Genomic DNA, 14,788 nt, shown 5'->3' with positions numbered 1-14,788 from the left:
TTATCGAACAACCTTCCAGCCGGCGTTCGTCAAATCTTCAATTAATTTCTCATGCTCATGAGGATTTACCGAAAGCTCCACCATACCGACCGGCTGCCCCGGAGAATGCTCAAGACGTAAGTCCTCAAGGTTCACCCCTAACTGACCAATTTCCTGCAAGAGTTGAGCAAGAGTCCCCGGGGTGTCTTCAACCAATACTACAATCTGGGAGAAGGCAGAAGGCGCACCTCCATGTTTTCCAGGAATACGCGCCACACCAGCATTACCATCACGCATCATCTGCGCGATACTCAAGCGAGCGCCCTGCCCTTGTGGGTTTTCAAGACTACAGATAATACGATCTAGTTCCTGTCGAATCTCAAGCAGCGTCTCTCGAACGTGCTCAGCATTAGCCGACAAAATCTGGGTCCATAAGGTTGGTTCAGAGCCTGCAATACGAACAGTGTCTCGTAACCCCTGCCCCGCTAACGATAATGCGTGTAAAGGAGTTTCTTGCAAACGGGAAGCGAGCAGAGAGCTCATCACCTGCGGCACATGTGAAATACGGGCAACAGAACGGTCATGTTCTTGAGCATCCATGATGGTCACAAGAGAACCAAGTTCCATGCCTAGATGATGAGCAATTTTGATGGATTCTTCGCAGGAACTATGATGCGGACACACAACAAATGGACGTGACGTAAATAGTTCTGCGCGAGCAGCAACAGGCCCTGATCGTTCTCGTCCAGCCATAGGGTGTGCACCCACATAACGGTGTGCTTCTGACGAAGAAGCAATCACGGTTTCGGCGATGGGTGCTTTCACTGAGGCCAGGTCTACTACCGTTGCATGAGGCCACCACTGTAATTGTTCTATGACGATTTGCGCTACAACATCTGGCGGAGCAGCTACAACCACAAGATACGGCGCCTCAGGTATCAGTTGTGGAAGTGGCATATTTTTAAGACCGCGCTCTTGAGCACGTTTATGAACAGATATTCCGGCACCAATATCTTCAGCAATAGCTTCCACCGTAGGAGAGACGTCTACGAGGTAGACGTCTCGTCCTTGGCTACGAAGACAGAGCCCTACGGAGGCACCCAAGAGTCCGGTTCCAACAATAAGAACCGGTGGGAGCGAGTGCGTCTCTGCCTGAGGTGAATGACTCATCATATATTTCTCTTTTATAAGCCTACAGAAGCAAGGAGCTGCCCAATTTCCACTTTAGATAGATTGCGAATAGTTCCTTGTTTTTGAGATCCGATACGAACTGGCCCCATTTGTACACGAACGAGCTTTTCTACGGGGTATCCGGCTGCGTCAAAGAGACGTCGTACAATACGGTTCTTACCGGAGTGGATAGTTACCTCAATGAGTACGTGCCCGGGAGTAGAGTCTACGAGTTTGAAGCTATCTACTCGGGAGACACCATCTTCAAGGCGGATGCCTTTCTTCATCTGTGCACCTACGCCAGCTTCTACAGGCCCGTGAACTTGAACTAGGTATGTTTTAGGAATCTCGTAGCTGGGGTGTGTCAGGCGGTTGGTGAGTTCGCCGTCGTTGGTGAGAAGTAGCAGCCCTTCAGTTTCTACGTCGAGGCGGCCGACGTGGAAGACACGTTGGCTCATAGAAGAACGTAAGAAGTCGTTAATGCAGGGGCGCCCGTCGGGGTCTTCCATAGTAGAGACAACACCTGCCGGTTTATTTAACGCCATATAGATTTTACGTTCGTCGGTTTGAATGGTGATTCCATCAACACGGATGCTGACTTCTTCGGGGTTGACGCGTACCCCTAATTCGGTGACGAGTTCGTCGTTGACGGTCACTCGGCCTTCGGTAATCATCTGTTCGCAGACTCGTCGGCTTGCGACACCGGCTTGAGCCATCACTTTTTGTAGTCGTACACCGTCTTGTTCGTAGAAATCGTAATGGTCTACTGGTTCTGCACGAGGACGGCGGGGGCGGTGTGGCCCAGCGTAATTAGAGTTGTTACGTTGTGGCCTGTATTCTCCACGTTCTTGTGCGAAAGGTTTTCCAGAACGGAATCGTTTTCCGCCATTACCTTTACCGCCTTTGGGAATACCGCCTTTACGGTGAGTTGTTCCGCGATTATTTTTAGCTCCGGTTCGGTTCTGTGAACGACCGGATGGTTTCTGTGCACTCATGTGTTTTTCTCCTGTTCGTGCTGTAGTAGCACGTTGTGTGTTGAGTTATTGGATTGTGAGGTGAAGAGTGTTTCAACGCCGTATAGCGCTGTTTTCTTCTACTCTTTAAAAGTTTTCTGTTGCTATTTCTAGGTCGTTTTCATCGGGTAGATAGGGGGCTAACGGCGGTAATTCGTCTAAAGAATCTAAACCGATTTTTTCCAGAAAAAGTTCTGTAGTGATATATTGTTGCGCTCGAGTTTGGGGTTCTGGTGTGGTTTCTACGATGAGTTCTCGTTGAAGAAGAGTTCGTACCGCAGAGTCAGCGTTAGTTCCTCGGACGCCGGCAATATATGCTCGTGTTACGGGCTGTTGATACGCAATAATTGCGAGTGTTTCCATCACGGCTTTTGGCAATTTTGAATTTGCTTTTGACCCGATGAATCGCCCTACCCAAGGACTAAAGTCTGAACGTGAATAGATGCGCCATCCCCCTGCTACACGTCTAAGTTCTAGTCCACGAGGTTCATGCACGGTATCTTGTTCTACATAACCATTATATTCTCGATATAGCTGGTCTAAAGCGCTCTCTATCACATCTTCAGGGAGGAGCAGAGCTTCTGACAGTTCTCGGGTTCGTACCGGCTTGTGCGCGATTAAAAGTATCGCTTCAATAGCTGCTTTTGCTCCTCCTGGTTGAAGTTCAACGCTGGGGATATCCTCATCGTTAAGAAGGACTACGGGTTTCTGTCGAGTTTTTTGTGCTGCGTATTCTTCAGCTTTTTCTGGCTCTTCCCAAGGGTTCTCAGGAGCTTGAACGCTCTTATCTGCATTGTCGAAAGAGCATTGTTCTGCGTTGTTGTGGTCGTGATCTTCTGTATCTGGGCTCCATGCTCCAGAAGTCAGAAGTGCAAGGTCTTCTGCAGTGTAATCGTATTCTTCTGAGCGTTCAGACATCGTCACTGCTCCTGCTCTACTAGTTTGTGTGTTGTACCTTCGTGGAGCTGTTGAGCTATCACACGAATTGTTCCTAAAGGCTTTTCTTGGTGTAAGGTAATGGCACCTTGCTGATATAACCCAAGAAGAGCGAGAAAACGAACAATGGCTATTTCATATACGCCGGCATCTTGAAGAAGTTCAAGGAGGGATGCTTCTTCTCTGTCTTGTAGAAGTTCTTGAACATGTTGTTCTTCTGTGGCGATAGTGGTGAGCGGTTCTTGCAGATGTTCGGTATTGACCGTTGGCTCTGGTATGCCAGTAGTTTCTCGTTTTTTAAGCTGTAGTGCTTGGGCGGCGATACGTGCAAATTCTTCAGCTCCCGTGTTAAAAACGAGTTCGGGAAGAACTTTTGCAAGGTGAGGTTCAAGAGCGACTTCTCGTGTGAAACGTTGTGATTCTTGTTCGTATCGAGCGTTCAGGTATTCTGAGACTTCTCGATAGGCACGATATTGTAAAAGCCGTGCAAAGAGTAAGTCTCGAGCTTCTAGTAATGCTGCATCATAGTTATTTTCAGAGGTACTCTCTTGCGGTAATAATCGGGCAGCTTTAAGTTCTAGAAGTGTTGCTGCGGTAACCAAAAAATCGCTGGCAGTATCTAGCGCTTGACGATGATGTTGTTGGTAGAGAGCCGAAATATATTCGATAAACTCATCGGTTACTTCAGATAAGGCAATATCTGTGATGTCGAGTTTACGGCGAGTAATCAAAGAGAGTAAAAGGTCAAAAGGGCCTTCAAAGTTCTCTAGTGTGAGCTTAAAAGGCGTTGGTGTTCTCTCGTCTGAGGTATGGGGTGTCGGTGCCATCACGGCAGCGACCGGCTCTGTTGTCATAGATGTAGCAGGTCCTTCTGAAAAAGATATAGGTCATTCCCTTATCACGATTCTGCCCTAGGACAGAAGAAAAGTGCAAGGGTCTTAGCAGGTAGCTTTGCCCACGTTTAAGCGGCACCACCACGGCTAATGAGTTCACGTGCTAATTGGCGGTATGCTTCTGCGCCAGGATGAGTTGTGGCATACGACAAAATAGGTTCTGCAGAGACACTTGCATCGGGGAATTTCACGGTTCGTTTGATGACGGTATCGAAAACTTTATCTCCAAAAGCGTCAATGATACGAGCTAGAACTTCCTTAGAATGTAAAGTGCGAGAATCAAACATCGTGGCAAGAACCCCATCAATTTGAAGTTTAGGGTTGAGACGTTCTTGAACTTTCTCAATCGAATCCACCAATAGTGCAACCGCACGTAGAGCGAAAAACTCACAAATAAGTGGAATGATGACACCGTCGCTAGCTGTCAACGCATTGACTGTCAGCAGTCCTAAAGAAGGCTGGCAGTCAATCAAAATCACATCATATTCATGAGCAACTTTACGTAGAGCGCTACTTAGAACCTGTTCACGAGCAACCTCGTTGACGAGCTGAACTTCTGCAGCCGAAAGGTCAATATTTGCAGGAAGTAAGTCAATATTTTCGACGTTAGTACTTTGAATAACCTCACGAATATCAACGTTACGGTCCATCATAACGTTATATACTGTCAGGTCCAGTTCGTGTGGGTTGGCACCAAACCCAGCGGATAACGCACCTTGCGGATCAAAATCAACGAGTAGAACGCGTCGTCCGCATTCGGCAAGAGCAGCACCGAGGTTAATAGTCGAGGTGGTTTTACCGACTCCACCTTTTTGGTTGACCATAGAAATAATACGAGCTGGCCCATGAGTCTGCAGTGGCGCAGGATCAGGATATATCCGTACAGGACGACCCGTTGGACCAGTCTGTGAATGATCATCAAAAGATTTATTCATATGCATTACCTTTATGAAACCGAAAATTGTTCTCTCTCTAGAGTACAGCCTAGAGTCAAATTATCTCTGGTTAAAGAGCTCGTGGATGCGTTGCCGCGAAGACTTCGCGTAACGTTTCTGCCGTAACTTTAGTGTAAATCTGGGTTGTTGTCAGTGAAGCATGCCCTAAAAGTTCTTGGACAACACGAATATCCGCCCCACCTTCTAACAGGTGCGTAGCATACGAGTGTCTTAGCGTATGTGGAGAAATATCTGACACAATACCTGCACGTTCAGCAGCATTTTTGATGATGAGCCATGCACCCTGACGTCCGAGCCTTCCACCACGAGCGTTCAAAAATAGTGCGGGTATTCCTTTACCTTGTTGAGCAAGGATTGGGCGTGCACGCACCAAATATTCTTCCAGAGCGTGCACAGCATATGAGCCGAGGGGAACAATTCTTTCTTTAGAGCCTTTGCCCCATAGCCTTACCATACCAGTACGGTGTTTTTGTTCAGAAGATTCAGAAGCAGGCTCTTGGACAGAGATATCATCAAGGTCAAGATTCAGGACTTCAGAAATACGCGCCCCTGTTGAGTATAAAAATTCCAACATGGCACGGTCGCGAAGACCTGTTGCAGAATGTTGATCGGGGCTTTCTAAAAGAGCCTTGACATCTTCATAGGAGATACCTTTGGGAAGTCTTGACGCTATTTTAGGTGGCTGGATATGAGAGGCGGGATCGTCTGAGGTAGTACCTTCTTTGAACCAAAAACGGTGGACTCCTCTCACCGCAACGACAGCTCTTGCTACGCTCCGTACGCTCAGTGGCTTCTGTTCTGGGTAAACTCCGGTGGCTAGTTGAGTCACAAAATCACGAATGTGTTTTGAGGTGATAGAGCGAGGAGAGATGATTGCATTCTGTACCAAAAATATTTCGTACCGATGAAGATCACGACGATATGATTCCACCGTATTTTTACTCAGGGATCGTTCGATAGTGAGAAATTGCAGATATTGTTCTATGCCACGTTGTAAAGCTGTTTGTGTTGAAGTTGTTGTCATAGAGATATCGGCTTATGAGTTTTTCGCTGGACGGATAGGCCCTGTACAATCTTTTGTTCTGTACCGAGGATGTGCTTCAAATGGTGAGTGAGCAGAATAAAGGCTACTAAAATTCTGCTGGTGAGCGATATAGGTAGCAAGAATCGCGTTAGTCGCACTAGGGTTATGTATGTACCCTGATAATACAGCAGAAACTGCGTCCTTAAGATTTACCCATCGCATAATAATCTCAGATTCTTCATCTTCTCGAATGTGCTGATGTTCTTTATCAACAGGGGCAATGTCCCGTGCTAAGAATACTCGACAGGCCTCGGTACTTCCTCCTGGAGAATTATAGAATTCCATTAACGTGTCCCATTGTTTAGCGCATAGAGATGTTTCTTCGGCAAGTTCTCGTTGTGCTGCTTCGAGAGGAGTTTCTCCTGCCACATCTAATAATCCAGCAGGTATCTCCCAAAGGTTGGCACGTACTGGGTGACGGTATTGGCGGATTAAAAGAATCTGTTGGTCTTCGTTCAGCACCGCAATAGCTACGGCTCCTGGGTGTTCGAGAAAATCCCGTTCAAAAGGTGCTGACTCTTCTGTCAGTGAGACGTTCTCTCGTACGACATCCCAAATACGCCCGCCACATAGAAGGGTTCTATTATGTGTGGTTCTCGGATCGATAGAGTCGGCAAGTTCTTCTAATGGGAATTGCATGGTGGAGCCTTCCTAAGGTTGTCTCAAACATGTATCAGTCTACAACCGAAGCTTGTTATGTGAGGTTCCAAGATATACCAGCTAGAGAAAGTCGGGTGTCAGAGATGACCTCTGACACCCGACTTTCTATGGCTCAAGAACTATGTATATCGTTCCCTCGTTACTTTGCACGTTGTGCGAGCGCTGCCCGAATCAGCCCAACAAACAAGGGGTGTGGTCGTGTTGGGCGAGAACGGTATTCAGGATGCGCCTGTGTCGCAACGTAATAAGGGTGTACGTTTTCAGGAAGTTCAACGTATTCTACAAGATTGCCGTCAGGAGATACGCCACTAATAACGAGACCAGCTTTTTCTAGCTGTTCACGATATTCATTGTTAACTTCATAACGGTGGCGGTGACGTTCTGAAACTTCAGTAGCACCATAGGTCTTCGCCACGACAGAATCAGCGTTTAAGGTTGCGGGGTACAGTCCAAGACGCATCGTTCCGCCAAGGTCTCCGGCGCCCTCAACAAATTGTTGTTGTTCTTTAATTGTAGCGATGAGTGGTGACGGTGTTTCAGGGTCAAATTCTGTTGACGATGCGTCACGAATTTCTAGCACATTGCGCGCGTATTCAATCACCATTGACTGTAGACCTAGGCAGATACCCAGTGTTGGAATATGGTGTTCACGTGCATATTTGAGTGCCCCAATTTTACCGTCGAGACCGCGGATACCGAATCCACCAGGGACAAGAACGGCGTCCATCTCGCGTAGCTGGTGTGCAGCATCTTCGTCGGTGGCACAGAGGTCAGCCGCTACCCATTTGACGTTCACTTTAGCGTTGTTTGCAAAGCCTCCAGCGCGTAAGGCTTCAGAGACAGAAAGATACGCGTCAGGTAGGTCAATGTATTTTCCGACGAGGGCAACATTAACCTCAGCTTGAGGCTGGTGTACAGCGGTAAGAACTTTGTTCCATTCGGTAAAGTCAGCCTCTTGATAGTCAAGACCAAGATAATCGAGGATATATGTGTCTAGCCCTTGGCTGTGAAGAGTTTTAGGGATGTCATAGATGCTAGGCGCATCAGCGCAAGAAATAACTGCCGCAGGGTCAACGTCGCAAGCGTTCCCAATTTTCTTCTTATGAGATTCTGGAACTTCTCGTTCGCATCGAAGGACGAGCCCATCAGGAATAATGCCCAAACCACGAAGCGCAGCAACTGAATGCTGAGTAGGTTTAGTTTTGAGTTCTCCGGAAGGCCCAATAAAAGGCACTAGAGACACGTGTAGAAAGAAGACGTTATTTCGTCCAACGTCTCGGCGGACTTGTCGGGCAGCTTCAAGGAACGGCTGAGACTCAATATCACCGACAGTTCCACCAATTTCAGTAATGATAATATCTGGTGCGTCTTCACGTGTTGCAGGCACTCTCATACGACGTTTAATTTCATCGGTAATATGAGGGATGACCTGAACGGTATCGCCAAGGTATTCACCACGACGCTCTTTAGCGATAACAGTAGAATAGACTTGTCCGGTTGTTACGTTGGAAGACTGGTCGAGATTTTCGTCAAGGAAACGTTCGTAGTGACCGATGTCGAGGTCTGTTTCTGCCCCATCGTCTGTTACGAAAACTTCTCCGTGCTGGAAGGGGTTCATCGTACCGGGGTCTACGTTGAGGTAAGGGTCAAACTTTTGCATCGTCACGGATAGACCGCGAGAGCGTAGCAGACGCCCTAGAGAAGATGCTGAAAGTCCTTTACCGAGGGATGAAGCTACACCACCAGTTACAAAAATCTGATGTGTTACTTTGCCGTTATCTGAAGTCTTTTTTTCATTCGCCACGGAATTCCACCTTATCATTGATATTCTTCTGAGCCAACACCACTCACCTATTGCGTGCGAGTAGGTCGTGAGATGTTCTTCCCATTTTTCAATAGTTCTCTTGCATGTTCTTGAGCAGAGAGAGATTCGTCATGTCCGGCTAGCATACGAGCCAGCTCTACGACACGTTCTTGTTCGTCAAGCACTTTGACTTTAGAGAGTGAAGCGTCGTCGTTCTTCATGACCAGAATATGTTGATCGGCAAAAGCGGCAACTTGAGGCAAATGTGTGACCACCAGAACCTGAACATGTTGAGCGAGCATCGCTAGTCGCCGACCAATTTCGACGGCGGCTTTACCACCCACACCCGAGTCTACCTCGTCAAAAATAAAAGTAGGGACGGGATCGACTTCTGCTAAGACAACTTCAAGCGCTAACATTACGCGAGAAAGTTCACCTCCAGAAGCACCTTTTCCTAAGGGACGAGCCGTTGCCTTTTCATGTGGCTTGAGTAAAAACTCAATAGTGTCTTTGCCAGAAGGAGTGAATTTTGCATTCTCTTGAACGTCAACAACAAGTTCGGCATGGGGCATGGCTAACGCGCTTAACTCTTCAGAAACAGCATAAGCAAGTTTCTTCGCTGCACGTTGCCTGATCTGCAACATCTGCTCGGCTTGCTGTTGAAGACGTTCTCGAAGGTCTTGTAGTTCCTCTTCAAGCTCTTCAATACGGTGAGGGTCGTCGTTCAAAGACACAAGACGTTCTTGAGATTCTTCTGCCCATTGGAGTACTTCAGCAATATCTGAACCATATTTGCGAGTAAGAGTTTTAAGCTGTGCTAAACGTTCTTGAACTTGAGCTAAGCGATGCGGCCCTTCACTGTCTAGATTTGAGGTGTATGACGACAGCTCCTCAGCAATATCTGTAATCTGTATCAGCGCATCATTGAGTCGTTGAACGAGTGTTGCTAATTGTTCGTCAGAAGAGGATTCCACCTCTAGAGCAGAACGGGCTGTATCTAATAGTGCTAAAACGTTAGCGCTATCAGCTTCAAGATATTCTGATCCGGTCAAAGCGCCTAAAGCCGTATGCGCGGCAGAACGTAAAGACTCAATGTTCGTCAGCCGTAGACTTTCTTGAGATAATTTTTCGTCTTCTCCGAGGATGGGTTCTATCGTGTTAATCTCAGCTAAAGCACTTTCTAATGTTTGCGCTTCAAGAGCTCTTTCACGAGTATTTTCACGAACGTGGCGTAGCTCCGTTGCAAGATGACGATAACGCTCATAATGTTGCTGATAGTTCTGCTGTATCTTGCTTAGTTCGTCTCCAGCGTAGGAGTCAAGAGCTCGTCGTTGTTCGGCAGAAGATTTCAAACGAATCTGATCCGATTGTCCGTGTACTGCCACTAGTGTTTGCCCAATTTCAGCTAATTTTCCAATCGGTGCCGAACAGCCTCCAACGTGTGCACGTGAACGTCCTTGGGCAGAGACAGTACGTGCCAGTAATAGTTCACATTGTTCTTGATCAATATGGTCGAAACTACCGCCGGCGTCTTCTGCTAGAGCAAGAGCTTTATGGTTTTTAGGTAGGCGCATCACAGCTTCAGCTAAAGCGTTCTTCGCGCCGCTTCGTACCGTTCCAGCGTCACTGCGTGCACCAAGTAACATGCCAAGAGCAGTGACAACCATTGTTTTTCCGGCTCCAGTTTCACCAGTAAGCACAGAGAACCCCGGTTCTAGCGGCAAACGAGCATCCGTAATGACGCCCACGTCACGCAGATGAATTTCTTCAATCATAGAATTAGTGTCTCTCTTATCCTTATGAGGCTGTTTTTTCGTCTTGAGTAGTGTTTTCTGGACCGCGCCAGCCGCGAATAGGAAGCTCAAATTTTGCGACAAGACGTTCGGAGAATGGTGCTGTATGTATTCTTGCTAGACGAACGTATTTTTCTGATCGTGAGACTTCAATTCTTGCACCAGCAGGTAAGTCGATGGTTCGACGCCCATCGCACCACAGTACGCCAGTCACCCCATTATGGGGTAATAGTTCAACAGCTAAGGAAGATGTCGGGGCAGTGACAAGAGGACGAGCAAAAAGGGCGTGTGCGGATAGTGGAACCATGAGCATGGCTTCTACTTCTGGCCAGACGATAGGCCCGCCACCGGAGAAAGCGTAGGCTGTTGACCCCGTGGGCGTTGCCATAACAACCCCGTCACACCCAAAGGTGCTCAACGGACGTTTGTCGACTTCGATAACTACCTCAATCATTTTTGCGCGGTTACCTTTTTCGACACTCGCTTCGTTCAGGGCCCATGTTTCGACTAGTTTTTGATGCCCGTGCCATGCTTTTACGTCAATGGCCATGCGTTCTTCGACGGTGTAGTTATTTTCAACGATGCATTGCACGGTCTCTTGAAGATCTGATTCTTCAGATTCAGCTAGAAATCCGACGTGCCCAAGGTTAACACCGACAAGTGGAATATCTGTATGACGCACTTTCTCTGCTGCACGCAGAATAGAGCCGTCGCCACCAAGCACAATTCCTAGTTCGACGTCAACGAGTGCTACTGCTTCACGAGCAACAGCTACAGGGACGGGATTTTGCCACCCCTCAACTAGACATTCGAGGTCGCTACGTTCAAGGACGGGAACTAGCCCCGATTCATGTAGTTGACGGCAGACAGTACGTGCTGCCTTGCGGGCTTCTTCACGGCCGGTATGGGCGAAGACGAGAATTTTTCGAGAAGAAGAGTTCTTTTTTGTTGAGGTGCTCACGTTATAAATCTTATGGTACTTTTGCGTTGAGGTTGAGTTGGCTTTCACTATTTAGTGCACCACAGGAAAAATTCTTGATTTCCGTCTTGTCCCGGTAATGGACTTTTTTCAACGCCAGCAATGTTAAGTCCACATTCTTGAGCGCTCAACGAGACTTTCTTAATGGCTTCTTGATGAGCTATCGGGTCGGTGACAACTCCCCCGCGTCCAATGTTGTGTTGGCCTACTTCAAATTGAGGTTTAATCATCAGGAGGAGATCTCCGCCTGTTCTAGTTGCTTGAGCTAGTGCATCCATGACCAATGTTAAGGAGATAAAAGAGAGGTCAGAGACGGTAAGATCTACGACTCCTCCGATATGTTCTGGACGTAGATATCTAACGTTCATGCCCTCGTAAACGCTAACTCGTGGGTCTTCTCGTAGCGTGGAAACGAGCTGATTATGTCCTACGTCAACAGCAGCAACGTGTGCTGCACCTTGTTGTAGTAAGACATCTGTAAATCCTCCGGTGGAAGCTCCAGCGTCAAGACAATTTTTATCAGCTGCTGTGACTTCGGAAAAGATTTTTAGTGCGCCCATCAGTTTATGTCCAGCACGGGAAACATACTGTATATGGTCGTTATCATCCACTGTGATGGTGTCTTGAGGTAGTACGTCATAGGAGCTTTTTGTGATAACTACCCCGTTGACCGAGATAAAACCATCGTTAATGAGTTTCTGAGCAAGGGTGCGTGAACGTGCTAAAGCACGATTCACGAGTTCTTTATCGAGTCTCACTCGGAGGACTCACCCTTTTTAAGATAGTCTTCTAGCCCATGAACCAGAGACCAAAGTTCTTGAGTTTTTTGGTTCATAGTATTTATTGTGTCAGCCTGTTGCAGCTGATGCATAAAGTGTTCTATGTAGGAAGAATCTAATCTTTCCGCTTCTTCTGGGGAAAGTCCGTTGGGTGAGTTATCGTTTGCCACGAATAATTTCTTTCGGTTGGTGACTTTCACTTTCTTGAGGGTAAGCAGCCCACCATGCAGCACATGCGACTCTCCAGGCATCGGGTTCTTCTCCTTCACCGGTTATGGTGAGAATTTCGCCTTCAACTTTGGCGTGGTATCCTGCACCTTCGGCAGTGTAGCTCTCTCCCTCAGAGGTAACAGTTATCTTCGGATATTCTATGAAGAAATCATTTAATGTGCTGAGAATATAGTCTGGGCGGTCAAAAGTTGGGGCTTGTAGAATGCTTTGATAGCTTTCTACTCCGGTCAGGACACAAGCTGTTGCTATACCTGCTTTATTACCGCCACGAATGTCGGTATCAAGGCGATCTCCTACAACAACTGGTGCAGTACTCTTGAGTTTTTGAGCTCCGGTTCGGAAGATCGCTGCCTCTGGTTTCCCCGCAATATATGGGGTTCTGCCAGTCGCTTTAGCGACGGCGTGTACTAGTGTGCCGTTTCCGGGGGCCATTCCACGGGCTTGTGGAATAGTCCAGTCAGTGTTGGTTGCAATCCACAGAATTTCTGGGTCTGCTAGGGTAAAGGCTGCTTCTGCTAAGTTTTCCCATACCATTTTTGGGTTAAAACCTTGAACAACAGCTTGAGGATTTTCTGTCTGGTGGTAAACCGCTTTAAAACCTGCTGCTTCGACACATTCTGCAAGGTCTTGAGTTCCTGTAATCAGAACTTTTGCCCCTGTTTTAAGGTGTTCTCGTAAGAGTTCTGCTGCAGCTTGTGCTGAGCTGACAATACGTTCTGCTGAGGTATTGACCCCTAGAGAGCGTAGGTGTTCTGCAATGGTTTCGACGCTTCGTGAAGCGTTATTCGTTACGAATGCGACAGGTACGCCTTCATCTTCTGCTCGGTTAAGCGCTTGAGGTGCGCCGTCGATTGCATGTGGGCCAGCATAGACGACACCGTCAAGATCGCTCAGAATGGCATCATGATTTTTAAGTAACATACTATGCGTCTTTGGGTGCGTTGTCGGTATTTTCCTCGTTCGTTGCAGAAGATTCTTCTTCAGCAGATGCTGAGGAAGTCTCTTCTATAGTCTTTTCTTCGGTAGGCTCTTGTGAGGTTGAGCTTTCAGCTTGGGATTCTAATTCACTAATATCTACTGAAGGTTCTTCTGGCTCGAGGAGTTCTTCTTCGGTGAAAATGTCAAAAATTTCAGGCTCTACGAAGTTTCCTTGGCCTAAAGCTGCTTCGGTCATGAAAGCAAGACGGTTCCAGCGTGCTGCTTCTTTGGTTTTTCCGGCTTCTTCTAGAAGATTTGCGTAGGCTGAAAAGAGGCGTGGACTATAATCAAATCCGCGTTTGCTGTTAAGTTCTGGAATTTCTAGTGCTTTGATTGCTTCTTGTAGGTTGCCTCTATCGTGATGGATACCTGAAAGTACAAGAGCGATTTCGACACGAGTTGCCGGTTGTAAGTCTTGATCGAAGCGGAATTGTTCTGCCATTTCTAGTGCTTTATCGATACGCCCTAATGCACGTTCGCTGTCGATTAGTAACGCTAGGTGTTGGTTAGAACCACTGATACGGCGGTGCGTGCGAAGTTCACGAAGGCATAGGTCATAGTTTTCAGCAACATATGCGGCGACTCCAGCTGCTTCACGGACTGTTCCGATACGTCCTGCACGGCGGGTAGCAGCAACGGCGTGTTCTAACGCGAATTGTGGGTCAAGTTCAAGGTATCGTCCCGCCATAACAAGGTGTTTTGCAACAACTTCAGCGTTATCTTTTTCGAGGGCTCGCAGCTCTCTCAGGATGTATCCTTCAAGTTCACGACCAGTGACGTCGGTGTCTAGTTCTGGTGCGTGTGGGCGTGCCGGACGGTATCCTTCTTTACGGGCGAATCGTTCTTCACGTTGTTCTACTCCTCCACGGCGATGTCCACCTTGAGGTTTATTTTCGTTGTTATAGCGTCGTCCGCCTTTGTTACGATCTTGGTATGAGCGCTCTGATCGATTATTATCGCGGGAAGGTCGATGTGTTGAAGAAGAACGTTCAGTATCTTTTGAATAGCGTTTTTCTCCGTCACGTCCACGATCGTTAAATTTTTTGTGGTTGCCAAAATTCTTCTTGTATTCTCCACGAGGAGCAGAACGCTGACGGTCAGAGTGTTGAGGTCGTTTTCCCTGGTCTTTACGGTCGTTGTTCTGGTGCGTGTCACGGCGGGAGTGGTCAGACAAATTATGCTCCTCTATTGTTGTGAAGACGATTCACGTTATGGCGTTGAATATATAGTTTATCGGGGTATTTTAGGATGAGCTATCAACACATCAAAAATGTTGATGCGTTTTCTCTTACATGAATGTTTAATTTAGATAATAAAAAAGGAGGACTTCTACCAGTTTTACCTGGAAGAAATCCTCCTTCAAATAATAACGCGGCAACAACCTACTCTCCCACACCGTCCCCAGTGCAGTACCATCGGCTCGGTAGGTCTTAGCTTCCGGGTTCGGGATGGAACCGGGCGTTTCCCCTACGATATAATCACCGCAAACCTATTTAATAATCAATACCTGCAAAAGTTTTACAACTCTTGTGG

General features: G+C 47.3%; 13 protein-coding genes and 1 rRNA gene. All 14 read right to left on the bottom strand.

What is annotated here, in order from left to right:
• Complete coding sequence (locus ACN084_RS06450) at nt 1–1,152, bottom strand: prephenate dehydrogenase (protein WP_419106281.1); 1,152 nt, start codon at nt 1,150–1,152, stop codon at nt 1–3.
• An 11-nt stretch (nt 1,153–1,163) separates the two neighbouring features.
• Nucleotides 1,164–2,144 (bottom strand): pseudouridine synthase, encoded by a 981-nt coding sequence (locus ACN084_RS06445; protein ID WP_419106280.1) that lies wholly within the window; start codon nt 2,142–2,144, stop codon nt 1,164–1,166.
• A 105-nt stretch (nt 2,145–2,249) separates the two neighbouring features.
• On the bottom strand, nt 2,250–3,080 hold the full coding sequence (gene scpB / locus ACN084_RS06440; protein WP_419106279.1) for an SMC-Scp complex subunit ScpB: 831 nt from the start codon (nt 3,078–3,080) through the stop codon (nt 2,250–2,252).
• Between the two features lie 2 nt (nt 3,081–3,082).
• Nucleotides 3,083–3,952 carry a segregation and condensation protein A gene (locus ACN084_RS06435; protein ID WP_419106278.1) on the bottom strand — a complete coding sequence of 290 codons (870 nt, stop codon included), beginning with the start codon at nt 3,950–3,952 and terminating at the stop codon, nt 3,083–3,085.
• Nucleotides 3,953–4,059: 107 nt separating this feature from the next.
• Entirely contained in the window at nt 4,060–4,926 is an 867-nt protein-coding gene (locus ACN084_RS06430) for a ParA family protein (RefSeq protein WP_419101926.1), read from the bottom strand.
• 70 nt (nt 4,927–4,996) lie between these two features.
• The gene (xerD, locus tag ACN084_RS06425) at nt 4,997–5,971 is read right to left on the bottom strand and encodes a site-specific tyrosine recombinase XerD (RefSeq protein WP_419106277.1); all 975 of its coding nucleotides are present in this window, start codon (nt 5,969–5,971) and stop codon (nt 4,997–4,999) included.
• A gap of 12 nt (nt 5,972–5,983) precedes the next feature.
• The gene (locus ACN084_RS06420; protein ID WP_419106276.1) at nt 5,984–6,670 is read right to left on the bottom strand and encodes an NUDIX domain-containing protein; all 687 of its coding nucleotides are present in this window, start codon (nt 6,668–6,670) and stop codon (nt 5,984–5,986) included.
• A 160-nt stretch (nt 6,671–6,830) separates the two neighbouring features.
• A complete protein-coding gene (locus tag ACN084_RS06415) occupies nt 6,831–8,513 on the bottom strand; it encodes a CTP synthase (RefSeq protein WP_419101929.1) in 1,683 nt (560 codons plus the stop codon).
• Nucleotides 8,514–8,542: 29 nt separating this feature from the next.
• On the bottom strand, nt 8,543–10,270 hold the full coding sequence (recN, locus tag ACN084_RS06410) for a DNA repair protein RecN (protein ID WP_419106275.1): 1,728 nt from the start codon (nt 10,268–10,270) through the stop codon (nt 8,543–8,545).
• A 22-nt stretch (nt 10,271–10,292) separates the two neighbouring features.
• The gene (locus tag ACN084_RS06405) at nt 10,293–11,249 is read right to left on the bottom strand and encodes an NAD kinase (protein ID WP_419101931.1); all 957 of its coding nucleotides are present in this window, start codon (nt 11,247–11,249) and stop codon (nt 10,293–10,295) included.
• Between the two features lie 47 nt (nt 11,250–11,296).
• Nucleotides 11,297–12,025 carry a TlyA family RNA methyltransferase gene (locus tag ACN084_RS06400; RefSeq protein WP_419106273.1) on the bottom strand — a complete coding sequence of 243 codons (729 nt, stop codon included), beginning with the start codon at nt 12,023–12,025 and terminating at the stop codon, nt 11,297–11,299.
• Nucleotides 12,026–12,202: 177 nt separating this feature from the next.
• Nucleotides 12,203–13,198, bottom strand: a complete 996-nt coding sequence (locus ACN084_RS06395) for an HAD-IIA family hydrolase (RefSeq protein WP_419106272.1) — start codon at nt 13,196–13,198, stop codon at nt 12,203–12,205.
• Between the two features lies 1 nt (nt 13,199).
• Nucleotides 13,200–14,429, bottom strand: coding sequence for a hypothetical protein (locus ACN084_RS06390; protein WP_419106271.1), 1,230 nt, complete (start codon nt 14,427–14,429; stop codon nt 13,200–13,202).
• 195 nt (nt 14,430–14,624) lie between these two features.
• Nucleotides 14,625–14,741: ribosomal RNA gene (rrf, locus tag ACN084_RS06385) — 5S ribosomal RNA — on the bottom strand.
• Between the last annotated feature and the right edge of the window lie 47 nt (nt 14,742–14,788).

The sequence above is a fragment of the Rothia sp. P7208 genome (assembly GCF_048512915.1).
Lineage (GTDB): Bacteria > Actinomycetota > Actinomycetes > Actinomycetales > Micrococcaceae > Rothia.
The sequence above is the reverse complement of the archived record's forward strand: the minus strand, read 5'-3'. Positions and strand labels throughout refer to the sequence as shown.

What these genes read in the sequence shown, in the direction of transcription:
- ACN084_RS06420 (WP_419106276.1), bottom strand. Translation starts at nt 6,670, where the DNA reads ATGCAATTCCCATTAGAAGAACTTGCCGACTCTATCGATCCGAGAACC.
- ACN084_RS06395 (WP_419106272.1), bottom strand. Translation starts at nt 13,198, where the DNA reads ATGTTACTTAAAAATCATGATGCCATTCTGAGCGATCTTGACGGTGTC.
- ACN084_RS06445 (WP_419106280.1), bottom strand. Translation starts at nt 2,144, where the DNA reads ATGAGTGCACAGAAACCATCCGGTCGTTCACAGAACCGAACCGGAGCT.
- ACN084_RS06415 (WP_419101929.1), bottom strand. Translation starts at nt 8,513, where the DNA reads ATGATAAGGTGGAATTCCGTGGCGAATGAAAAAAAGACTTCAGATAAC.
- scpB (WP_419106279.1), bottom strand. Translation starts at nt 3,080, where the DNA reads ATGTCTGAACGCTCAGAAGAATACGATTACACTGCAGAAGACCTTGCA.
- ACN084_RS06435 (WP_419106278.1), bottom strand. Translation starts at nt 3,952, where the DNA reads ATGACAACAGAGCCGGTCGCTGCCGTGATGGCACCGACACCCCATACC.
- recN (WP_419106275.1), bottom strand. Translation starts at nt 10,270, where the DNA reads ATGATTGAAGAAATTCATCTGCGTGACGTGGGCGTCATTACGGATGCT.
- ACN084_RS06450 (WP_419106281.1), bottom strand. Translation starts at nt 1,152, where the DNA reads ATGATGAGTCATTCACCTCAGGCAGAGACGCACTCGCTCCCACCGGTT.
- ACN084_RS06430 (WP_419101926.1), bottom strand. Translation starts at nt 4,926, where the DNA reads ATGAATAAATCTTTTGATGATCATTCACAGACTGGTCCAACGGGTCGT.
- xerD (WP_419106277.1), bottom strand. Translation starts at nt 5,971, where the DNA reads ATGACAACAACTTCAACACAAACAGCTTTACAACGTGGCATAGAACAA.